This window comes from Martelella sp. K41-7 (genome assembly GCF_055808365.1).
On sequence record NZ_CM147867.1, the window covers coordinates 1,783,042 to 1,806,216 of the forward strand.

Here is a 23,175-nt window from a genome sequence, read left to right on the forward strand (position 1 = left end):
CGGCCGGCCAGCTCCGCATCTTCGCGGAACCCTTGCTCGGGAGGGAGCTTTGCCTGTCGGTTTATCGCTGGCTCTGGTCGATCCAGAACTGCTGGGTCTGCCCGAAACCTACGCCACGCGTGACATCGTCTTCGACCAGGCCGTCACGGACGTTCTTGAAGTCGTTTTTCACGATGACCGGGATAGAGACCTCACCGACAAGACCGATGACATAGCCTTCATTCACGAAGGTTCCGATCAGGTCGTTAAGCGCGGCGTCCGCCTCTTCCATGGAACCGGCGACCGAAGCCTTCTCCCAGTCCGCCCAGATGTTGCGGATCTCTGCACCTTCCGGTGGCTCGATCCCGGCTTTACCGTCCGTCTCGTACCAGGCGTAATATTGCTGGGCATAACTGTCATTGCCCATAAAATTGCGCGGATCGGCGGAAACGACCGACAGGCGGTCCACAGGCGTGTACTGGATCTGGAAGTTGTTGTTGTCGCGGTTATCATCCCACTGAGTGCGGTCGATAATGCGCGGCAGGAGTTCGATGCCGATATCACGGTAATAGTCGGCCGCAATCTCAAGAATGGGCGCAGCGGTATCGTGATAGGCCTCAACCACGACCTGCAGACGCTTGCCGTCCGGACGCAGACGGAAATCGTCGCCGTCACGCTCGGTCAAACCAATTCCGTCCAGCAGTTCGTTGGCAAGGTCGGGGTCAAATTCCGTCCAGTGGGTCTCCCAGTCGGCGTTGAAATAAGGCGACCCCGAAATCGGAGATACCGAACGGGCTTCACCCAGACCCGAGAAGCCAAGCTCGTTGATCGTCTCGCGGTCGATGCCGACGGAAAGCGCGTGACGGAAATCCTTGTTGGAAAAGAGCTTGTTCAGCTCCTCGTCCTCAACGTTAAGGTTGGGCACGAATGACCAGACCGTGGCGGATTTCCAGGTGCCGACGCGATAATCCCCCTTGTCTTCATTCTCCTTGTAGAAGGTGAAGTCGCTGGAGTTTACGTAGCGCATCTGCATGTCGATCTGGCCCTGAACGATCATCAGATTGAAGGAATCAATGGCCTCGAACAGGCGATGCTCGATCCGGTCGATATAGGGAAGCTGGTTACCCTCCTGATCGACAGCCCAATAATAGGGGTTACGCACCATGGTGACGACATTGCCCGGCGCCGGCGTCTCGATCTTCCATGCTGTGATCACCGGAAGATCTGTGTTCTGCCACCATGAAGTGACCGGCCCCTTGGAGCCCCAGAGATCGCTCCAGCGCTGAACACCAAAATCAGACGCCGCCTTGGTGAGTTCGTCTGCGCTTGCGTAATGGTCGTTGAACTGGCTCAGATAATGTTTCGGAAACAGGAATGACGGGCGGTCGAGGCTCGGCTCGCCAGTCGAATCCTTGGCCAAAATGTTGAGGAAATAGACATAGGGCTTCGCAAACTTGACGGTGAAGGTGCGATCGTCCTTGACCTCGAGCTGCATCGGCTCACCACCCGGCGAAAAGGTCGGATCGATGGTCGGTGTCAGCGCCTTGTTCATGAAGACGTCATTGTACCAGAACGCGACATCTTCTGTCGTGACCGGCTCGCCGTCGGACCATTTCAGCCCCTCAAGCAGCGTGAAAGTGAACTCGGTGGAATCTTCATTGACCGCATAGGTTTCAATATAGGCCGGCATCAGCGTGATGTTACCCTCGGCATCGGGCACGTATTTCAGTGCTCGCTCCTCAATAAGCTTGGTCGGTCCCCAGCGGTCGCCCGGGCCACGATAGGCGCGATGCCAGACCCCGCCATACTGGCCGACCGTTGCTGCGTCGACGACTGACGGATTGGCCGGAAGACGCTCGTCGACGGGCGGCAGCTCGCCGGCGTCGACCTTTGCCTTCAGCATCGGAGATTCCTGGAATGCATAGGCCGCATGCGGAATGGCGGCGCTGGCGAGAAGGGCAAGCGTAAGCGCACCCGGCTGTAAAATTTTTTTCATTAACTTCCTCCAGTCGAAGATCGAATTGCGCAGCAAACTCCCGCTTTGCTGGCCTAGTATCAATTTCGGTTCCTTTTTTTAACAGCCATATATCAATTTTGGCAATAAAAAAATTCCATGCACATGAAACGTATTCCATTTCAATTCATGAAATTTTTTTTATTCAATTATCTGAGGTGGTTGCCTTACTAGCGTTCGACTGTGGCAATGCTTTCGCGCAGAACAAGATTGCAACCAAGTTCGAGACGGTGAGCGGCACGCGGGGCAAGCCCGCTCTTGGCTCGTGCCTCAAGAAGATCGAGCGCGGCCGAGCCGAATTGTTCGAGCGGCACCGAAACGGTGGTTAGCGGCGGGTTGTGAAGCTCGCCGAGGGCCACACCGTCAAACCCCATGACGGACATATCCTGCGGCACCCTATGCCCTGCCCGCTTCAGCGCACGAATGGCCCCGAATGCGAGGTTGTCGGCCGCGCAGAACAGCGCCGTTGCGCCGTCGAGGTCGGGATGGTCTTCCAGCCACACAGTCAGGGCCCTATCCCCATGCTGAGGCTCGAACCCTTCCGCCGACAGAATGACCGCGTCAGCGAGCGGAAGGCCACTGTCACGAAAGGCATCCAGAAACCCATCGAGCCGGCGCTCCACGGTTTTCCGCCCTGTCCAGGTCAGGTGGATGATTCGGCGGTGTCCCTTGTCCATAATCAGCCTGGTCGCCTTCTGAGCGGCAAAGCGGTTCCCCGGGGTCACACTGTCGATATGCATGTTGGGGTCTTCGCCATTGATCAGAACGGCGGGAATACCGGAACGCCCGATTGCATCAAGGAGCGCGCTGCGGTCATCATTGATGACAATGATGCCGTCGGCTTTGGCTTCCCGCGCCGCCGCATCCACCGCCGCAACCGGGTCGCCCCGTCCGAGCGTGTAGGGAACAAGGCGCACACCGCGATCCTCGCATTCGCGGGTCAGCGCATTCAGTACAGTCCAGGACACCAGATTGACGTCGCTGTCGGGCAGCGCATCCTCCGGCACGGCCAGAAGCACCCTGTTGACTGCATTGACGGAGGCCCGGGCCGAACGCCGGGCCAGATAGCCGATATCCCGTGCAGCGTCGAGTACACGCACTCGCACCTCCTCTGAGATCGGCGCTGTGCCATTCAGAACATGCGACACTGTCGAGATTGCCACGCCAGCGCGCTCGGAAACCTCGCGCATGCCAACCTTTGCGCCCTTGGCCATATCAGTTCCTCTCTATCAGTTAGCCTGAAGAACGAGAATCGGGCCATCATAACAGCCAGCCTGACATTCTCGCCCGGACTAGCCCTTTCTGGCAGGTTCATTGGCTGCCAGAAAGAGGCTTTGCCCGGCCTTGCCTTCACCCTTATCGCGCCGTTTCAATTTCAGCGTCCTTATTTCGAAGGGCGTGAAGGCGAGATCCAGAACCCCGCCCTCAACGGTCTGGACGGCAATCGGCTCTTCCAGAAGGTCGACTTCGCAAACCTGTGCGATCACATTCCCAAAAGCGAGCCGCACCTTCTGGCCAGCGCCGTGGCGCTCCCAAAGACGCACCACCAGCCCTTCGCCATCCTCTGAACGCTTGACCGCTTCTACGCCGATAGCGGCATTATCAACGGACAATGGCAGGCTCAGCACCCCATCGTGGGGGGCACCTTCACCTGGTATCAAAGTCAAGGGATGGTTGAATGCTTCAGCCGCCACCGAAACAGCAGAACTTTCGAGACCGCGATGCGGCATGATCCCATAGCGGAACCGGTGTTCCCCCTGATCCGCTTCCGGCCAGGGATAGGTCGGCGAGCGCAAAAGGGTCAGCCGGAGCGTCGTGTCGCGCGCGTCGTAGCCATATTTGCAATCATTGAGAAAGGCGACGCCAAAGCCGGGCTCGGCAAGGGATGCCCAGCGATGCATCGGACTTTCGAATCGCGCCTGATCCCAGCTCGTATTCGCATGTGTCGGCCGTGAGACATGCCCGAACTGGATCTCAGCATCGCTTTGCGTGGTGCGCATAGCAAGAGGAAACGCAGCCTTCACCAGCGTATTCTTCTCGTGCCAGTCGATAAAGGTATCGAATTCCAGTACCCGGCTTCCCGCCGCAAGCGATACCACCTGAACGATGCGTGAAGTTTCATAGGTCCATTCGAAGCGCAGCGCTGCCCGATAGGGACCGGTTTCAGCAATTTCGACGCTGACAAGCCCATCGATCTCGAAGACCTGATCCTCGAATGTGCGATCGATGTCCCAGGCATCGAACTGCTCCGGCAGATCGCGGAAGGCCTGCAGCCGGTTCGCAACGCCTGAAAGGCATTCACGCCCGGTCTCCTTGTCGATCAGCACCACAAGGCGCCCACATGCATCAAAGCCTGCGCGAAGATACTCATTCTCCAGACTATCCGACGCCACGGAGAGACCGCCAAAGCCCACGGCCTGTTCCGCCGCAGTGCCGATCTCGATCTGCGCGGCACCGAGGCCCGGAACAGGTTCGACCGGCACGATCTGAGAACGCGTGCCATCCGCGGAAATCACCGCCTGTGAACCGCGCCCGGCGAGCGAGAGTGGTTTATCCGAGCAGACCTCGACCAGTCCGGCCACCGCCTGAGCGAACGGATTGACGATCAGCGCCTCACCTTCGCCAGCAAGATGAGTCGCAAGGCTGCGCCGCAGCGCCTCTGCACGGCCAAAGAAACCCGCATAGTCGTTATCGCTGTCGTCATAGACGAGCCCGATCGAGGAACCAGGCAGAATGTCATGGAACTGATTGAGCAGCGCGATATCCCAGAGTGCCGCGAGCTCGGCCGCAGGATAGTCCACATCAGCCGAAAACCACGCAAGGCTTGCCAGCATTTCCAGCTCGCGGAGCATGGCCTCGGCCCGCCGGTTGTTGCGCTTCACCTTGGCGACCGAGGTGAAAGTTCCGCGATGAAACTCGAGATAAAGCTCACCGACCCATACGGGATAATCTCCCGGAGTTTCGTGCATCCGCTTGACGATCCGGTCAAGCGCCGGCCCCATGAAGCCCTGCGACACGCGCGGGCAACCCGGAATGCCGCGCTCCATCCGGCGGATGTGTTCCAGCATCTCGCGCGTTGGTCCGCCGCCGCCATCCCCGAAACCATAGACGAGAAACAACTCGTCATTTGTCTCTTTCTGGGCATAGCGACGCCAGGTGCCCATCACATGGCTGGCCTTGAGATCCGGACAATAGGTGGTGCCGATCGACGTACTGTCTGCCGGCTGGGTGGTAAGGAAATAGGTCGGAGCCTGCGTGCCATCGATGCCCTGCCAGAAAAACACCTCATTCGGCATGCGGTTGGTGTCGCTCCATGACATCTTGTGGGTAACGAACACGCTCAGGCCCGCCAGTTTCATGATCTGCGGAATAGCGGCGCTGTAACCGAAGGTATCCGGCAACCACAGTACACGTGGCCGCACACCGAACTTTTCGAGGTGATAGCGCACGCCGCGCAGAACATGACGCACGAGAGACTCACCGCTGGTGATGTTGGCATCGGGCTCCAGCCAGAGCGCGCCTTCGATCTCGAAATTGCCTGCCTGTTGCTGCTGCCTGATCCCCTCAAAGAGGATGGGATAATCTTCCTCCAGATAATCCAGAAGCAGGCCCTGATTATACATGAAATGGTATTCGGGATATTCCGCCATCAAATGCAGCGCCGTAGCCATCGAACGGGCCATCTTCTGCCGGGTCTCACGAATGCGCCAGAGCCAGGCGACATCAATATGCGTGTGTCCGGTGACCGTGATGTGCGGGGCGATCTCGGTGTCTGCCGCCTCATAAATCCGGGCGGCGACCGCGCTTGCTGCTGCCAAACTGTCTGCAAAACGCCGCGGATTGCCGGGTCTGAAGTCCACAACACTGATCGCCTGATAGACGGTTTTAAGGATGAAATCCCGGCGATGATCGTTGACGTCTAGATGCTTGGCAACATCGAGCGGTGCCCTCAGATCATAATAGAGCGCTTCGGCTTCAAGGTCATGAACCAGAAGACGCCCGCCGAAACCGAGCTGTCGACGATCTTCAATCGTCCCGGCCTCAATCATAATCGTGAAGTGCTCGCCACCGCGCGCGCGCTTGGTCAGCAAGACTTCGCGATGGTTATAATCAGCCCCCTGGACGATCTCGCCGTTGACCCGCACCAGGCACTGGGGATCCGAGCGCCCCATTACCCGGCCGAACATCGCTTCGATGCCGAGGCAGATGCGTTGGCCTTCAAGGGCCTCGGGAATTTGCACCGAGCCCGCAAACCAGAAATAGCTCTGCGGCGCGCCCCACACGGTATCCGGCGTTACCTGAGCCCAATCGGGATGTGGACCTTCCAGCATTTTTGCCCGGGCGGCAGCCGGCGCTTCCTGGAATCGGAAATCGACGGTGATATCGGTCGGCGTGAATATGTGCTTCGAGAGCAATTCCACGAGGTGAAATATCTTTGAGAAATCAGTCAGCTTATCCTCCATCGCCGCCCATACAGTGAAATTTTTTACACTGAATTTGCTTTCAATTTGTTTATTTGTTGGATATGTGGCGAAAATCGCAAACAAATCCGTTAAAGTCCAGTCTAGGCCCTAGACAAAAGAACCTGAAATCATGAAAATATTTTTTGGGAGTGAGAATTGCGCGAGATCCGTATAGCCGCCACCGGAGGCGACGCCACAGGCCGCATCCAGCGCGCCATCGATACGGCTGCTGAAACGCCCGTAACCGTCATCCTTGAAGCCGGAGCCCATTTGAGTGGCGGGCTGAAACTGGTTTCTGATGTCGATTTGAGGCTTGAAGAAGGGGCCGAACTTCATTTCGTCCCGGACTATGAGGCTTATGCCGCCACGCCTGTCCGCGTCATTGCAGAAGAGAGTGACCGGGCGATGATTTCAGCCGAGGATGCCAGCAATATCGCGATCAGCGGCAAGGGGCGCTTCATCTGCGGCGGGACGCACTTTTCTCTGGGCGAGGATGCCGAGATGGGAACGCGCATTCCTGCCACACGCCGCCCGCGCCTGCTCGTTCTGGACAGTTGTGAGAACGTCCGGCTCTCTGGTTTCACCGTGATCGAATCGCCGATGTGGACGCTTCACCTGGTGAATTGCAGCCGACTTTCGATCCATAACATTCGTGTCGAGAATGACCTGCGCATGCCGAATACGGATGGAATCGTGATTGACGGCTGCCGCGATGTCACTGTTTCAGGCTGCGATATTTCCACCGCGGATGACGGCATCGTCCTGAAAACTTCACAGCGTCCGGACGGTGGAATCGTCGGGAAATGCGAGCGGATCGAAATCTCGGGCAGTCGTGTCCGGTCTCAGTCGTGCGCACTCAAGATCGGGACCGAGTCTTTCGGAATGTTTCGCGATATCACCTTCGAGAACTGCGAAGTGTCGTCCTCCAATCGCGGTCTCGGCATATTCTCGCGCGACGGCGGCGCGATTGAAAATGTCCGGTTTTGCGATATCCGGCTCGATTGCCACGAGACGCCTCACGGCTTCTGGGGCTCAGGGGAAGCACTCACGATCAATCTTGTCGACCGCCGGCCGGACAAAAAAGCGGCCGGAAACATCAGAGGCGTCGTGGTCGAAAACATATCCGGATCGATGGAGGGGGCCATCAACCTCTTCGCCGAACGCATCGGCGGCATCGAGAACATCGTGATACGCAATGTCGCGCTCAGCCAGAGGCCAGGGCCTTACCGCACCGCGTTCAGTTATGATCTGCGCCCCACGCCCGCGGACCTCGAGGCCTCACCCGAAGCAGAAGGACGGATCAACGCATGGCGGAAGGGCGCCGATGGCCGGGTCATAGGGCTTGTCGACTACACCGGCGGCATGCCAGCCCTCTTTGCGTACAACATCAAAGGACTTCACCTTGAGAACATCGATATCGAGCGGCCGGAACCGCTGCCGGAGGGATTCAACACAGAACCGGTGATTGTCAGCTGAAGTCCCCCGCAACAGCAGGTGCTAACAATCAGAATGTCGGGTCATAGTTGAAATAGAGTGGATTGGAGAGTGCCACCTTGTCAGCGGAAAGCGCCATGGAATCGGGCACGTCCGGATAAGGCGCCTGCGGCCCGTCCAGTTCCGCACGATAATAACTGCGTTCACCGGCGGCAGGGGTGTCGGTGAACCATGCGGTTCCGGTTGCGGGGTCGACGGGAAGTGTCGTGAAAATCTCGCGGTTCTTGATGATCCTCACCGAATAGGAAGCCCCCTCCATTCTGCCTTCGGACAGACGGATTTCGAACGAAACCGGTCTTCCTTCCGCCACCGCGTTGTCTCCCATCATCATTTCCGCATTGCCGTCGCCATCAGCATCGGCAAGGAGTTCAACACGCGGGTTGAACGGATTGGCACAAATGCAGGCGCGGCCCGCCACCAGCGCCTCAAGCAACGCGGTTTTTGAGCGCTTGCGGGCGTAAATCCAGGTGGTCGGCGTACCGACGTAATTCATCGTCGACTCCGGCGTCCATCGGGTGGCAAGCTCCGGCCTGTCAGGAACACCGTGATGGGCATCCGACCCTCCACGCGCACCGAGCATGCGGCCCGAAAGCAGCATATTGTCCCAGACACGAACATTGGCGGCATTTTTGGGCCACATCGGACCGTTCCAGACTTCGATGGAATCCGCGAGGTCAAACGAAAAGCCGTAGTGATTGCTGGTCACCGGATGGTTGGCCGACCAATGGACCCCGACCGACCGCTTCAGCATCTGCAGATCCCAGTCCCGATCGTTGCGGTGATCGAAAATGCGCTGGTGATCATATGGCGTGCAGCTCAGCAAATTGACGTGACCGCGCGGAGCGGTAAGCTCTGCTCCATAAAAAAGAAGCAGGCTGTCGGAGCGATATGCCGGATCCGACCAGGTATGGCCGGCGACATCGCCGGCGACATGAACATCGTGATCCGTGATGGTCAGATAGTCGAACCCAAGCCGCTCTGCAAAACCGATGATTTTTTCGACAGGGTTGTTGGTTGAATCAGTGCTGTGACGGGAATGAAGATGCCAGTCCCCCTTTAGCCAGACGCCCGGCCTGGCATTTTTAACCTCTGAACTGTTCTGTGACACGAAGCGGCTCTCCTCCTCTTCAGCCCGGGCTGCAAACAAGCGCCCTTCCCTCAATGCCAATCAGGCACAAGAGCGCGCGCCGAACCATATCCCGGAATCGGTATTCCAATATTACTATTTGTTCTCAACACCTTATGTGATCGCAATCACACGCTCAAGAACAAGCATGAACATGCGACCTCGCGATCCCCAATGTTTCTTTGGAGTTTCAAAAGTTCCGTCCTGTCAACGCGCAACGCGACCAATCCAGAAAATCATCTCTTGGGGTCACCAAGGAGGCGCTCAATCAAGGCACGACGACAAGTCTGAACCGCTTAGCCGACACATCCCGGCGATCGGCATTGCTGAGGCCGGATATTATGCAGCCCTTCAGCTCGGCCGCCGCTTCGGCGTCGTTTCTCTCGGCCCGGCCTCGATTGCCCGGCACACAAGGCGGATTGAAGAACTCGGCCTGACTGCGCGCCTGGCGGGCGACCGCTCTGCCTCACTCAGCGTCGAAGAATCAGGCGATGAAGGGCTTGCGCGCTCAAAGGTCATGGAACCCGGGCGCCTACTGGCTGAAAAGGATGGAGCCGATGCCATTATCCTTAGCTGCGCCGGCATGGGTCGACAGAGGCCGTTTCTGCAGCGCGAGATCGGTCTTCCGGTCGTCGACCCTGTTCAGGCCAGCGTGGCCGCTGCGATTTCCATACTCAATTTGAAATATATGACAAAGGCTTAAAAAAGAGCCTCGTCTTGCGTGGATGCAGAACGACCGCTCGAAACCGCCCTCTTCCGAGGTCGTTTTTGCGGTTATATCGCCTGAGGTACCAGTCCAAAGGAAACGATAAAACCGGCTCTTTGCTGCGAAACTGGATACTGACGGCACCACTGCAAATTCAACATCAGACACTTGGACGCACCTTCCCGCAAACAAGCAGGCTTGACTCAAGCTTGGTTCAGGGACACATCTGTGCCTATGAACAACAAGCGCTTCAATCTCCGCTCTCAACGGGTTTGCCTCATCGTAGGCAAATAGCCCCCGGCCAGGTTGCGTCGCGCCCCGGTCGAGGGGCATAGGCAGTTTGCCATCTGGCGTTCGAAACGGCGCCATTCAAGCGACACAGGATCCCGAAAACAGAAATAACGCCTTCTCTAGCGGCGTTCATTTTGCTGATGATATCAGCAAGGAGATGAACTGTGCCTTCCAACCAGAAGAAATTACGAAAACCTGCAATTGTCCTGACGAAAACCGATCACAAGCGGCTTTCACTTCTTGCGGATCGATTCGCCGATCAGACTCCCGATTTGGCCGATTTCCTTTTCGCAGAGCTTGAGCGCGCCCGGATCGTCGAAGACAAACGCATCGCCGTTGATGTTGTGCGTATGGGCTCGTCTGTCCATTTTACCACTGACCTGGGAGAAGACAGACAGGTTACGCTAGTTTACCCCGGAAAGGCCGATATCGCCGAGGGCAGAATTTCCGTTCTGACTCCAATCGGTACAGCGTTAATCGGCCTAAAGACCGGGCACTCAATCGACTGGACCACGCGCGATAAACGGGCATGCCGCTTGACAGTGGAAGCTGTTGGCCAGCCCCAAGAAGCCCCCAATTGATCATCAGGTTGCTCCCTCTTTGGAAAAGCGATCCGGCCCACTGCCCGTGGAGGAGCTACGGTCCATTCACGCGCGGAACCGTCTGGAAACACAACTGTCTTAATCAATTGACGCCCCTTCGTGCGACAAAAGAACCACTATGCCTATGGCGCGGGGTTGCTCGTATCTGAAGTCGCGCATCTCAAGGTGCGCGATATCGACAGCGAACGCATGCTGCTGCGGCTGATCGAGCGAAAATGCTCGAAAGCCAGTCGATACTGCATTGATGTGACCAATGTCTGAGAGCCGGATTCAAAAGTTCATGATGGGAAACAATATCGTGCGAGGCGTCTGGTCATCACCCTGATGCTGGCGATGTTGACCCATGCTGTGGCGCTTGCGATGGACTTTTCCCAATCTTTGGCCAACCGACGGCATCGTCCGAACCAGCCGAAGGTGCGCTCCACCACCCATCGGCGGGGCAGAACCTCAAAGCCTTTCGCTATGTCGGAGCGCTTGATGATCTCAAGGTTCCATTGGCCGCATCCGCGCAGCGCTTTTCGCAACTTCTGCCCGGCATAGCCGCCATCTGCGAAGACATGGCGCAACCAGGGGAAACGGTAGCGGATGGCTTTCAGGACATCGGGCGCACCGTCGCGGTCCTGGATATCGGCAGCATGGACAAGCACGAACAGCATCAGCCCGATCGTATCGGTGATGATGTGGCGCTTGCGGCCCTTGATCTTCTTGCCGGCGTCGTAGCCCGAAACCCCGCCGCTTTCGGTGGTCTTGACACTCTGGCTGTCGATGACACCGGCTGTGGGCGAGGCCTCGCGCCCCTCCAGTTCGCGCGTAGCGCAGACGAGCAGATGATTGATGGTCTGCCAAAGGCCGATGTCGCGCCAGCCATAGAAATAGCCTCGCACCGTGGAGACCGGAGGGAAGTCCTTCGGCAGAGCCCGCCATTGACTGCCGCTGCCCGCAATATAAAGGATCGCGTTCACCACTTCCCTCATATTCGTTTTCCGTGGCCGCCCGCCGGGCTTGGCCAGCGGTATCAGTGGAGCAATTACAGCCCACTCACGGTCCGTCAAATCGGTTGGATAGCGAAGGCGATCCCGGTTATGCTGCAGGCGGGTGATATCATTCCAGGGCATGCGATCCTCCACGTTCTTGGCAGAGGTGGTTGAATCACATCCTTCTGATATCACTCAACAACTTTTAAATCGGGCTCTGAAGCGGGGCAGGTATAGCGGGACGGCAGCTTCCGGGCAGTGGCGGACAGGCCGGCTTCCGGGCAACTGCCCGGGATAGCGGACGGGTGACTAACTTTCAGATCAACTGCTCAACACTTTGTCAGCTGGTTTCCCGACCGGCGCCTGGGCATCGTCCGGTAATCCCCCCGAAAAATAATGGGCTTCAAAAGTAGAATTTTCTCGGGTTTTATGACTGAGGAGATTTTGATGAAAAAGACGAGATTTAGCGAAGCACAGATTATTGGCATTCTGCGTCAGGCAGAAGGTGGCGTTCCTGTGCCTGAACTTTGCCGGGAGCACGGGATGAGTTCAGCGAGTTTTTATAAATGGCGGGCCAAATATGGCGGCATGGATGCGTCGATGATCAGCCAGATGAAAGCGCTGGAAGACGAGAACCGCCGTCTGAAAAAGATGTATGCGGAGATGAGCATGCAAACCGAACTGCTGAAAGAGGCTTTGGAAAAAAATGACGCGGCCATCTCTACGCCGGGAGGTGGCCGCGCAAGCCGTGGCGATACGTGGGGTGAGCATAGCACTTGCCTGCCGAACGTTCGGTGTCAGCGAAACTTGCTACCGATACAAAGGCAAACGCAATGATGAGAATGAACAGATCGCCGATCTTCTGACCGGCTTGACGCAGGCAAAGAAGAACTGGGGCTTTGGCCTTTGTTTTCTCTATCTGCGGAACGTACAGGGACGGCGCTGGAATCATAAGCGTGTTTATCGCATCTACCGCGCGCTTGAGCTGAACCTCAGGATCAAGCCACGCCGGCGGCTGAAACGGGAAAAACCGGATACACTCAATGTCCCGACAACGCCGAACGCGGTCTGGTCCATGGACTTTATGGCGGATCGGCTGGCCGATGGCCGGCAGTTTCGGCTTTTGAATGTTCTGGATGACTTTAACCGTGAGGGGCTTGGCATTGAGGTCGATTTCTCTCTACCTGCGGAGCGTGTCATCCGTAGCCTGAACCAGATCATTGAGTGGCGCGGCAAACCGCTGGCAATACGTGTTGACAATGGCCCGGAATATGTCAGTGGAAGGCTTATGGACTGGGCTGAAAATCAGGGCATTGCGCTGAATTACATCCAGCCTGGAAAGCCGCAGCAGAACGCTTATGTCGAACGCTACAACCGGACAGTACGACACGAATGGCTTGACCAATACATCATCGAGAGTATCGAAGAGGCGCAGGCGTTCGCCACACAATGGTTATGGAGCTATAACAACGAGCGACCCAATATGGGCATCGGCGGAATGACACCCGCACAGAAACTGAAAATGGCTGCGTGAATTCTACCAAAAAGCCCCGTTAAAAGGGGAGGATTACCGTCCCGGCTCGGCCCTCCGGTTAATTCCGCTGGGTGTCGTCATCAGCTCAGCTTTCCAAGGGGCGGAGATCCCGGCAAACTACCTCTACCCAGAGAGCGTACATGATGATATTCGGCAAGTCACAAAGGTGGTGACCATGACGCCCAATACCGATTCCAACGCAACATCCCCGATCGCCGCCATACATCCGGCCCTTGGCTCCGCCCTCGCGGCGAAAGGCTACAGCGCGCTGACGCCGGTTCAAATGGCGATGACGAACGAAAATCACGGTGACGCCGATCTGCTGGTTTCGGCGCAGACGGGCTCGGGAAAGACGGTCGCCTTCGGCATCGCAATCGCGCAGACATTGCTTGGAAGCGACGAGCGTTTTGACGCCGCCGCCGCGCCGCTCGGTCTGGTCATCGCGCCAACGCGCGAACTTGCCATTCAGGTCGAAAGGGAACTCGATTGGCTTTTCGCGGCTGCTGAGGTCAGGATCGCGACCTGCGTGGGCGGCATGGACATGCGCAACGAACGCCGTGCGCTCGGCCGCGGCGCCCATCTCGTCGTCGGCACGCCTGGACGCCTGCGCGATCACATCATGCGGGGAGCGCTGGACCTCAGCGCCGTTCGCGCCGTTGTTCTCGACGAAGCCGACGAGATGCTGGATCTCGGTTTTCGCGACGACCTGGAATTCATCCTCGGCGCCGCGCCGCAGGAGCGCCGCACGCTGCTGTTTTCGGCGACCGTGCGGCGCGGCATCGCCGAGCTGGCCAGGACCGTGCAGAACAACGCGGTGCGCATCGAAACGACCGCGTCTACCGAGCAACATGCCGACATCGAATACCAGTTGATGCTGGTGCGACGCGATGAGCGCGAACACGCCATCATCAATACGCTGCTCGATTCCGACAGCTCAAGCGCCCTGGTGTTCTGCCACACACGTGAAGCGGTTCGCCATCTCACGGCGCGGCTGGCAAATCGCGGTTTCAAAGTGGTTTCGCTTTCGGGTGAGATGGCGCAATCGGAGCGGTCGAATGCGCTGCAATCCATGCGCGACGGACGCGCGAGTGTCTGCGTGGCCACCGATGTCGCGGCGCGCGGTATCGACCTTCCAAACCTCGACCTTGTGGTCCATGCTGACGTTCCGAGCAACCCGGAGACCCTGCTGCATCGCTCTGGCCGGACCGGTCGCGCCGGTCGAAAAGGCGTCTGCGTACTTATCGTTCCGGAACACAGGCGAGGTGCTGCTCAGCGCGTGCTGACATTGGCGAAGCTGACGGCGACCGTTCGTGCGGCGCCCGGCATTGCCGATATCGAGGCGCGCTACCGCCGGCGCATCATCGATGCCGCCGCCTCTGCCGCTGAGCCGGACGGAGCAGAATCGGCATTCGTGACCGAATTGCTGGACCGGGTGGGGCCTGAGCGCATTGCAGCGGCGTTCCTTCGCCAGCAACTGGCCGCCCACCCCGTCCCCGAGGAACTGTTGCCGGTTTCCGCTGAGACGCTCGAGAACAAGAGGGCCGTTCGGGACCGCCGGTCCGCAGACAAACACGCGTCGGTTCGCGAGCCGCGAGGCCCGGACATTAAGGACGGTGTATGGTTCACCATCTCGCTCGGGCGTAAGCAGCGCGCCGATCCGAAATTCCTTTTGCCGATGATCTGCAACGCCGGCGGCGTGAAAAAACGCGATGTCGGCGCGATCAGGATCGATGACACCGAAACACGTTTCGAAATCTCCGCCGACAAGGCCGAAAGTTATGCGCAACAGATCAAGCAGCCCGGCAGCCTCGAGAAAGGCATCATCATCGCGCCGGCTGGCAAGATGCGCGAAAAGCCGAGACAGGCAAAACCGAAATTCAAGCAGGACGGCAAGCCGACCCGCAAACACCAGGCCCCGTCGACCGATCGCGGCAAAACGTCGAAACACAAGAGCCGCAAACCGAAGCGCCCTGCATGATCGGAGCGTTTCGATCCTGCGCCGCCTGAATGACTGCTTTCGGCAGCCACGCGCGGCTGATCGAACGACCGGCTTGGGGTGCGCGCGAAGCTGGCGTTCGTAGATGCCGCACCTATTAAGAAGAAGATTCATGGAAGCCGGAAAGGACGAAGCTCCATTTCGCGGCTGAACAGGCCAATTTCTAGATCTCTAGGCAAAGCTGAGCCCGAGCAAGCACAAGCATTTGCTTATAAATGGCTATTTAAAGAAGTCAGCAGATTCTGATAAATCTCTTGAATCGGTAGGCACGAAGGCAAGGTTGTTTTCCATGAGCGGCAAAGGAAATTGCTGTAATAATGCCGCTGTCGAGACATTCTTCAAAACGATCAAGGCAGAACTGATCTGGTGGCGGCCATGGGCAACGCGAAGGCAGTTTGAAATGGTAATCTTCGAATACATCAACGGCTTCTACGATCCACGGCGACGCCACTCTGCACTGGGCTGGAAAAGCCCCGTCGCTTTCGAACGGAAAGTGGCTTAAACGAGCGATTGGGCCGGTACGAAACCGTGATAGGTCCATTCTGGTATTCGGCGACGAACTCTTCGGTTTCGCCGAGACGTTAAGGAGCGCGCCCGGTTCTGCTCGAGCAGACGTTCTTTCTGGTGCTCGACATGGTTCAGCCGGTCGTAGGTTTCATCATGTCTGAAGCTGTTTTCGTCCATCTTGCGAGATCAGGGTATACCGAATTGAAGAGCCAGAAATTAACTACCTCGTCTGTTCAGTTTTCCAGAGCCACTTCACTAATTTTATCGCTTGATATATAACCATACAAAATTCTTAATCATAAATACACCTATTAATACTTCTAATAAATTTGGTTTTTATAAAGATGAACGAATCACACATAAAGCAAAGACTAGCCTACATAGATGGCCTCAGAGCTATCGCGGTTATTTCTGTTATTTTATATCATTTTGAATTCTATTTCATCAGTCAAGGCCTACTTGGTGTCGATATATTTTTCGTCATTAGTGGATTTGTAGTTTCTAAGTCTCTTTTTTCTTCTTTCGATAGAGCTGACGGCGATTTTTACGGGTATATTTCTCAATTTTACAAGCGTCGCGTTTGGCGAATAATGCCCGCACTGCTTGTTATGCTTTTAGTCACACTACTACTTACAGCTCTTCTGATCCCTCCCGCCTACTTAAGTTCATCAATTTTATTTACTGGAGCTGCCGCAGTTGGAGGCGTAGCCAACATCGTCCTCATGTTAGGGCAGAACACAAATTATTTCGATCAACTCGCAGCATACAATCCTTTCCTGCACACTTGGTCGCTCGGCGTTGAAGAGCAATTCTATTTGATATTTCCAGTTTTGGTCTGGGGCATCTTTCGCTATGCAAAAAGCAGATCAACATTCAATCTGGTTTTGACTGCTCTGAGCTTAGTTTCCATTGCATGTGCCATTTGGTGGAGTTTCACCAGCCCTTCCACCGCATTCTACTCGCTTTTTTCTCGCTTCTGGGAGCTGGCAGCTGGCGCCATTGCCTTTTCAGCATCGAAGTCAATTCGCCTAGACGCAGCCATAGGCCCTAGATACCGTAAAGTTATAGGCCTCATATCCTTCATACTCATTTTGATATCGCTTATTCAGCCGCTGAGTTTCGCTTCACCAATTCCAGCTGCACCTCTTGCGGTATTTTCGACGGCCGTATTCGCATGGTCACAAACCCATACAAAAAATCCAGATTTGGTGTTCACACGGCTTCTATCGTTGTCATGGATCACTTACGTAGGCCGAATATCTTACTCACTATATCTTTGGCACTGGCCAGTTGTTGTGCTTCTTCGCTGGACAATTGGCTTCGATGGCATATTACCTCTCGTTTTAGCTTTCTTACTCTCTTTCGCGTTGGCAATAGCTTCCTATCATCTGATTGAGCTTCCCACTCAGCGCTTCGGCTCACGGATTGATCGAGTGCGCAAGGTCGTTTTCGTTCCCCTGTCTGTTGCAGCCATATGTTATTTGGCAGTTGTCTTTGCGGCAGGAGCTCCCAGAGATTTCCGACGCTCTATTCCTAGTCTATCAGTCGTCAGCACAGAGTTTGGGTGGTCGCCGAGAGATCTACCGACACTGGGTTCACAACATGATGGCGGCCTTACAACTGGTAGACGAAAGCTTGTTGTAGTAGGAGACAGCCATGCCGACGCAATTTCCGGGGCGGCGATGGTGGCCGCCGATGCTGAAAATATGGAGTTTGTAACCTACAACGACTGTGCTTTCACTTTGCTCACGCCTGTCCCCAATCCAGATGACTGCGCTTTTCTTAAAACTGTCACAAATGGTGATGTGGTTCTGTTTTCCGCCCTCAATGTTCCGAGGTATGTCAATCAGGATGGCGCCTCTTTTCCTGAACCACAGTTGGATTCGGACGAGAACATCAAGCTAATAGAGAATGCACGCGAACAGCTAAGTGCATTGGTAAGAGACCTTAGAAAGGCCGGAGTGGGTGTTATTATTAGAGGACCTGAACCCCTATTTCGGTACATTCCATTCAGGTGTGCTGATTGGTACAATCGCCACAACCCTATCTGCTCGAACCCCACTTTTGTAGCGCGTACAGACTTATTGGATCGCCTACGACCTACGCAATTCTCAATAGAGAAAATCGAAGAAGGCGTGGAGGGCGTCATTGTATTCGACGTTCTGGATGTATTATGCCCGGGCGAGTCTTGTTATATTTTTGATGATGCTGGAAATCCGCTTTTTAGTGACCAAGACCATTTAAGTGGCTGGGGAAATGAGTTGATTTTACCGAGGTTAGAGGAAAGCTTACAAGCCGCGCTCGGGACAGTTGGATAGGTATTTCGAGGTATCCACTTGCCAACAGCGACAGGTCCAAAGTCTGGTCGACGAATTCGAGATTGGACCGCTGATTGCAACGCCGCCATTCGCGGTCTTGGCAGCAAACGACCCACTGGCGGTGCGGAAGAGCGTGACCGTGGGCGACATCGCCGATAGAACCTCTCTGTTACTGAATGTCCCCGCGCCCAGTGCCGATGTCCTTTCACTATTTGCCCAGGCCGACTGCCGACCGTCCCGGGTTCACAGGCTGGAATCATTCGAGGTGGTGCGGTAATCCTCCCCTTTTTAACGGGGCTTTTTGGTAGAATTCACGCAGCCATTTTCAGTTTCTGTGCGGGTGTCATTCCGCCGATGCCCATATTGGGTCGCTCGTTGTTATAGCTCCATAACCATTGTGTGGCGAACGCCTGCGCCTCTTCGATACTCTCGATGATGTATTGGTCAAGCCATTCGTGTCGTACTGTCCGGTTGTAGCGTTCGACATAAGCGTTCTGCTGCGGCTTTCCAGGCTGGATGTAATTCAGCGCAATGCCCTGATTTTCAGCCCAGTCCATAAGCCTTCCACTGACATATTCCGGGCCATTGTCAACACGTATTGCCAGCGGTTTGCCGCGCCACTCAATGATCTGGTTCAGGCTACGGATGACACGCTCCGCAGGTAGAGAGAAATCGACCTCAATGCCAAGCCCCTCACGGTTAAAGTCATCCAGAACATTCAAAAGCCGAAACTGCCGGCCATCGGCCAGCCGATCCGCCATAAAGTCCATGGACCAGACCGCGTTCGGCGTTGTCGGGACATTGAGTGTATCCGGTTTTTCCCGTTTCAGCCGCCGGCGTGGCTTGATCCTGAGGTTCAGCTCAAGCGCGCGGTAGATGCGATAAACACGCTTATGATTCCAGCGCCGTCCCTGTACGTTCCGCAGATAGAGAAAACAAAGGCCAAAGCCCCAGTTCTTCTTTGCCTGCGTCAAGCCGGTCAGAAGATCGGCGATCTGTTCATTCTCATCATTGCGTTTGCCTTTGTATCGGTAGCAAGTTTCGCTGACACCGAACGTTCGGCAGGCAAGTGCTATGCTCACCCCACGTATCGCCACGGCTTGCGCGGCCACCTCCCGGCGTAGAGATGGCCGCGTCATTTTTTCCCAAAGCCTCTTTCAGCAGTTCGGTTTGCATGCTCATCTCCGCATACATCTTTTTCAGACGGCGGTTCTCGTCTTCCAGCGCTTTCATCTGGCTGATCATCGACGCATCCATGCCGCCATATTTGGCCCGCCATTTATAAAAACTCGCTGAACTCATCCCGTGCTCCCGGCAAAGTTCAGGCACAGGAACGCCACCTTCTGCCTGACGCAGAATGCCAATAATCTGTGCTTCGCTAAATCTCGTCTTTTTCATCAAAATCTCCTCAGTCATAAAACCCGAGAAAATTCTACTTTTGAAGCCCATTATTTTTCGGGGGGATTACCTCATCACCCGGGTCGGTAGACGATCGCGATGGACCATGCGCTCGCCCTTCGGCGATTATGCCTGACGCAGCTCCAGCGGCGCATTCCAGGGGAGAAGCTTTTCGTAGTCGACAGTCCCGCTATTGCGGTTGATCTCGTCGAATAGCCACTTCAGATAGGGTTCGACCCTGACCCTGTTCAGCTTGCAGGTCTCGACGATCGAGGACAGGATTGCCCATGCCTCGAACCCTTCATCGCTGCCGACGAAGAGGGCATTCTTTGCGAGCAGCTTCGTCGGTTTGAACAGGCGTTCGACAGCGTTCGTATCGAGATCGATACGCCCGTTATCAACGAACATGGTCAGGCCTGCCCAATGACTGAGGACATAGAGGATGGCCTTGCGCATGCCGTTGTTGACGACATGGATTTCAGCGAGCTCGATGAGCCTGCATCGCAGCCGGTCGAGTATCGGTTGTGACAGTTTTCGTCTCACCGATCGTCGATGATCGGGCGGTTTGCCATTGATGTCACCCTCGACGGCGTAAAGTTCGGCGATGATCTGGATGATGTCATCAGCATCCGGCGTTTTGTTGGCATCAAACTCGTCGGTGAACTTGCGCCGCGCATGGCTCCAGCATTTCGGTGACTTGATGCCCGCAACACAGGTGCCCGGCGTTCCGAGCCGTCCATAGCCGGAATAGGCATCCGTCTGTACGATGGCGGTCATGCCTGAAAGAATTTCATGGATGCGTTTCATCGATCGCGTCGGGCCGACATAGTAGATGACCAGCGGCGTTCGGTTGCCGCCGAAAGAGCGATCGTCATGATGAAGGGCGTACAGGTAAACCTGGCGTGCTCTGCCCCGACCCGGATCGAGCTCCTTCAGGGGGCTTTCGTCCATGAACAGCCGCCAGCTTTCGGACCGTGCTTCACGCTCGATCCGTTGCCACATGGGAAGGAGAGCGCCGAGTGCCACCGCCGTTGCCCAGCGCATCAGCGTGGAACGCGGAGAATTTATACCACAAGCCTCGAAAAGCCGCTCCTGCCTGTACCAGGGGAGATACCAATCAAACCGCATGGCGATCGAATGCGCCAGGAAGCCATTGCTGAAGGTGGTCCCCCTGATCAGCGCCGGTTCAAAGGGCGTGCCGACCATCTTCCCCTGAAGGCAACGATATTTCGGGTATTTGCGAACAGCGATATAGTATTTCGCGGGAATTACCTCCGGCGTCTCCTTGATGTCATAATCACGGATCGTTCCGCCACAACCGCAGGGACAGAGACCGTCCTTGGTACCCATGTAGAATTCACGCCGCTCGAGATGGGGCGGCCATGCGCGCGCGCCGCGCCCGGACCGGTTTCGCGGCTTTTTCTCCGAGGTTGTTGTTCCTTCGGCCTGCGCGGTCTGCCCGGCGAACCCATCGGTGCCTTCGGCAGGTTTGCCCTCTCCAGTCTCTGGCTGACCATAGGAACCCGCGCCGGACTTGCCTCTATCTTTGCCTTTCTGGGGATTGGTATCGGCGCTCGGGCCGAATTTCATCTTGTTGAGCTTGGCAATCTGCCCGCCAAGACTTTTAATCTCAGCCTCGAGCACACGTATTATCGCCGTCAGTTTCTGGTTTTCGGCCTGCAGATCGTCATTGTCGGAGATCACGGTGCGCCAAAGCTCGTCGAGCCGGTGAGCGATCAAAGCCCCGTCGGCAATGGCAGCATCCAGAATATCCTGCTTTATGTTTTCGATCATATCGAGCATGGCGCCATGCACGACAAAGAGCACGTCCGATCGCGGCGTTCAGACAAGGTCCATTCGTTCACGCGCACCCAATGGTGGCGTGTAACTTGACTTCTTCCGTGATGCGTGGGATGAGAAGACCAATCGTGGCACACGATTTATTTGGGTCTGGAGGACGGCAATCCTCCGGGCCTCAGTCTTTTTCAGCCCTGATGCTCAAGTCAGCGCATTTCAACTCCCGTATTTCTCATGACCCTCCGCCATCAATACCGATGGACGAGAGCAGAGGTTTGACGACTGATTCGCAGTCTTTCTATCGCCTGTGATTCGTCTCGACAAGATATGCGATTAATATTTTTACAGTTCATTTTTCTTATTATCTAAAAGAATTTAAAATTATGGAATTATACATTCTCTTTTCGCATTCTATACACGCGTTTTTATTTTTAATTTTAGCATTTGCTTTCCGGGTTTTCGCATTCCCGATTTCAGCACGCGCCCAATATGATATTCCGTCCGCAATCGGGCAAAAGGCCGAATTGACAGGCGATCCGGGCTGACAGTGTCGTATTCGTCTTGCTGGATTCCGTTCCAGACGGATAGATTTTCGCATTGGTAGAACGGCAGGCCTTTGCTGATTTTCGCATGTGCCAGTGAAGCCGCGTTTCATTTTTCGCATTTCTCGCGGAAGCACTGCCGTGCCAGAAAAAAACGTCCGGCAGCCGTGGTTTCTTCTCATGCAGCGCTGACTGCCGGCTTCTCCTCGGGAAAGCGGAGGGGAGTGACGCACCATGATAGCGGCAAGACCGACCATCCCAAACGCGCGCTGAAAAGCCGCGTCGGCAACATCAGACGGTCGAGAAGTCGGAACATCGCAGGAGATAGTGCGGACTTTTCAGGGTCTCTGAACCGAAGAATTCGGGATTATGTAAGTCACAAACAACTCAAATCAGGTATCAAGCCACTGATTTGAAATGAATATTTTAGTACTCGACGGTGCTGGCCAAAAATGGCCAAGCTTGGCCATTTTTGGCCGAGGCGGATTCACTGTTTTGCATCAATTGGTTACGGCGAATTTTACCGTTATGTCCGCACTTGTCCCGGCCATTTTTGGCCGGAGTTTCTTGGGTTCACTTACATAAATAATCGCTCATATGGGCGCGCTGTTGCTCACGGCGATAAAAATACACTTTAAAAATCAGATGCCTAGAATTTTTCCATCCGGAAAGGTCGTCTCTGGCACGGTTTATGCGATGCATTGCTTGCCCGCCGCGGTTTGATGCTGACGGGCCTGAACCCGCCGACGGCATGGTGCCGCGGCAATGATAACGATGAAACGAAGGACGTCTGCCGGATCTTGCATGTTTGGCGACAGGCGCAATGGACAGGAAAAGTGGAAACCGGTTTTCCGTCCGGCCATTGCGCGAGGCAAAACTCCGGCAGACGTCTCGATAACAGGCAGGAGTAACCCATGCCCACACCCGCTTATATCACGATCGAGGGCGCAACGCAGGGCCCGATCACGCAAGGCGCCTTTACCGAGGATTCGGTCGGCAATGTCTGGCAGGAAGGCCATGAGGACGAGGTCATGGTCCAGGCCATCGACCACACCGTCGTCATTCCCCGCGACCCGCAGTCCGGCCAGCCGGCCGGCCAGCGCGTGCACACGCCGTTCAAGTTCACCTGCACGCTGAACAAGGCCGTGCCGCTGCTCTATAACGCCCTTTGCACCGGCGAGATGCTGACCAAATGCGATGTCAAATGGTACCGCACCAACTCCGCCGGCAAGCAGGAGCATTTCTTTACCACCACGCTGGAAGATGCGCTGGTGACCGACATGGACTGCACCCTGCCGCATTGTCAGGACCCGAAGAATGCCGATTTCACCCAGCTGGTGAAGGTCGAGCTTTCCTACCGCAAGATCACCTGGGAGCACACGGCATCCGGCACATCCGGCTCGGATGACTGGCGCACGCCGGCCACCTGAGGAC

15 protein-coding genes and 1 pseudogene are annotated in these 23,175 nt (G+C 55.9%); 9 read left to right on the forward strand and 7 right to left on the reverse strand.

All coding sequences use genetic code 11. The features are described from left to right. Positions 1-61: 61 nt before the first annotated feature. The 3 genes from AC0L7L_RS08420 to AC0L7L_RS08430 form a co-directional block, all read right to left on the reverse strand. Complete coding sequence (locus AC0L7L_RS08420; RefSeq protein ID WP_473513351.1) at positions 62-1,975, reverse strand: ABC transporter substrate-binding protein; 1,914 nt, start codon at positions 1,973-1,975, stop codon at positions 62-64. Positions 1,976-2,163: 188 nt separating this feature from the next. After that, the gene (locus AC0L7L_RS08425) at positions 2,164-3,207 is read right to left on the reverse strand and encodes a LacI family DNA-binding transcriptional regulator (RefSeq protein ID WP_272211395.1); all 1,044 of its coding nucleotides are present in this window, start codon (positions 3,205-3,207) and stop codon (positions 2,164-2,166) included. A 78-nt stretch (positions 3,208-3,285) separates the two neighbouring features. Beyond that, positions 3,286-6,414: an alpha-mannosidase gene (locus AC0L7L_RS08430; RefSeq protein WP_473513353.1), complete on the reverse strand. Its 3,129-nt coding sequence runs from the start codon at positions 6,412-6,414 to the stop codon at positions 3,286-3,288. Positions 6,415-6,612: 198 nt separating this feature from the next. Here AC0L7L_RS08430 and pglB point away from each other — a divergent pair, with 198 nt between their 5' ends. After that, a complete protein-coding gene (pglB, locus tag AC0L7L_RS08435) occupies positions 6,613-7,932 on the forward strand; it encodes a polygalacturonase PglB (protein ID WP_473513355.1) in 1,320 nt (439 codons plus the stop codon). A 28-nt stretch (positions 7,933-7,960) separates the two neighbouring features. On the opposite strand, the gene AC0L7L_RS08440 is transcribed toward pglB, so the two are convergent. Continuing rightward, a complete protein-coding gene (locus tag AC0L7L_RS08440) occupies positions 7,961-9,058 on the reverse strand; it encodes a CehA/McbA family metallohydrolase (RefSeq protein ID WP_473513357.1) in 1,098 nt (365 codons plus the stop codon). Between the two features lie 172 nt (positions 9,059-9,230). Here AC0L7L_RS08440 and AC0L7L_RS08445 point away from each other — a divergent pair, with 172 nt between their 5' ends. The 3 genes from AC0L7L_RS08445 to AC0L7L_RS08455 all read left to right on the forward strand — a co-directional run bounded on the left by AC0L7L_RS08445 (position 9,231) and on the right by AC0L7L_RS08455 (position 10,936). Beyond that, positions 9,231-9,779 carry an aspartate/glutamate racemase family protein gene (locus AC0L7L_RS08445; RefSeq protein WP_473513836.1) on the forward strand — a complete coding sequence of 183 codons (549 nt, stop codon included), beginning with the start codon at positions 9,231-9,233 and terminating at the stop codon, positions 9,777-9,779. Between the two features lie 458 nt (positions 9,780-10,237). Beyond that, entirely contained in the window at positions 10,238-10,654 is a 417-nt protein-coding gene (gene rnk / locus AC0L7L_RS08450) for a nucleoside diphosphate kinase regulator (RefSeq protein ID WP_272211406.1), read from the forward strand. Positions 10,655-10,774: 120 nt separating this feature from the next. After that, positions 10,775-10,936 carry a hypothetical protein gene (locus tag AC0L7L_RS08455; protein WP_272211407.1) on the forward strand — a complete coding sequence of 54 codons (162 nt, stop codon included), beginning with the start codon at positions 10,775-10,777 and terminating at the stop codon, positions 10,934-10,936. A gap of 17 nt (positions 10,937-10,953) precedes the next feature. On the opposite strand, the gene AC0L7L_RS08460 is transcribed toward AC0L7L_RS08455, so the two are convergent. Next, on the reverse strand, positions 10,954-11,790 hold the full coding sequence (locus tag AC0L7L_RS08460) for an IS5 family transposase (RefSeq protein ID WP_272210312.1): 837 nt from the start codon (positions 11,788-11,790) through the stop codon (positions 10,954-10,956). A 306-nt stretch (positions 11,791-12,096) separates the two neighbouring features. Here AC0L7L_RS08460 and AC0L7L_RS08465 point away from each other — a divergent pair. The 4 genes and pseudogenes from AC0L7L_RS08465 (at position 12,097) to AC0L7L_RS08480 (ending at position 18,004) form a co-directional block, all read left to right on the forward strand. Beyond that, positions 12,097-13,183 (forward strand): IS3 family transposase gene (locus AC0L7L_RS08465; protein ID WP_473513291.1). Its coding sequence is split into 2 segments (ribosomal slippage): positions 12,097-12,350 and positions 12,349-13,183, totalling 1,089 coding nucleotides; the frame shifts between segments, so codons are not numbered across the junction. A gap of 175 nt (positions 13,184-13,358) precedes the next feature. After that, positions 13,359-15,161, forward strand: a complete 1,803-nt coding sequence (locus AC0L7L_RS08470) for a DEAD/DEAH box helicase (RefSeq protein ID WP_473513359.1) — start codon at positions 13,359-13,361, stop codon at positions 15,159-15,161. Between the two features lie 304 nt (positions 15,162-15,465). Further along, positions 15,466-15,681: pseudogene (locus AC0L7L_RS08475) on the forward strand (IS3 family transposase); the annotation flags it as partial. A 349-nt stretch (positions 15,682-16,030) separates the two neighbouring features. Then, on the forward strand, positions 16,031-18,004 hold the full coding sequence (locus tag AC0L7L_RS08480; RefSeq protein WP_473513361.1) for an acyltransferase family protein: 1,974 nt from the start codon (positions 16,031-16,033) through the stop codon (positions 18,002-18,004). 311 nt (positions 18,005-18,315) lie between these two features. On the opposite strand, the gene AC0L7L_RS08485 is transcribed toward AC0L7L_RS08480, so the two are convergent. Beyond that, positions 18,316-19,402 (reverse strand): IS3 family transposase gene (locus AC0L7L_RS08485; protein WP_272209663.1). Its coding sequence is split into 2 segments (ribosomal slippage): positions 18,316-19,147 and positions 19,146-19,402, totalling 1,089 coding nucleotides; the frame shifts between segments, so codons are not numbered across the junction. Positions 19,403-19,528: 126 nt separating this feature from the next. Next, positions 19,529-21,229, reverse strand: coding sequence for an IS66 family transposase (gene tnpC / locus AC0L7L_RS08490; protein ID WP_473513363.1), 1,701 nt, complete (start codon positions 21,227-21,229; stop codon positions 19,529-19,531). A gap of 1,426 nt (positions 21,230-22,655) precedes the next feature. Here tnpC and AC0L7L_RS08495 point away from each other — a divergent pair. After that, positions 22,656-23,171, forward strand: a complete 516-nt coding sequence (locus AC0L7L_RS08495; protein WP_272211415.1) for an Hcp family type VI secretion system effector — start codon at positions 22,656-22,658, stop codon at positions 23,169-23,171. Positions 23,172-23,175 lie beyond the last annotated feature (4 nt).